Annotated in this window: 1 rRNA gene; it reads left to right on the top strand. The window is 47.3% G+C overall.

The features are described 5' to 3' along the window. Window positions 1–172: 172 nt before the first annotated feature. Window positions 173–277, top strand: a 5S ribosomal RNA gene (rrf, locus tag ACYASS_RS19195); the annotation flags it as partial.

The raw sequence follows: 277 nt of genomic DNA on the forward strand, positions 1-277 counted from the left end.
TGAAACGATGTATCGCCGATGGTAGTGTGGGGTTTCCCCATGTGAGAGTAGGTCATCGTCAAGATTAAATTCCAGAACCCCTGATCGCTTACGCGTTCAGGGGTTTTGTTTTAGTAGAAGCCATAGAATTTTGTCGACACGTTACTGCGGTAACGGTTTGACTACAGAATTTCTTGACGACCATAGAGCATTGGAACCACCTGATCCCATCCCGAACTCAGTAGTGAAACGATGTATCGCCGATGGTAGTGTGGGGTTTCCCCATGTGAGAGTAGGT

Source organism: Pseudomonas sp. HP_14 (genome assembly GCF_055283875.1).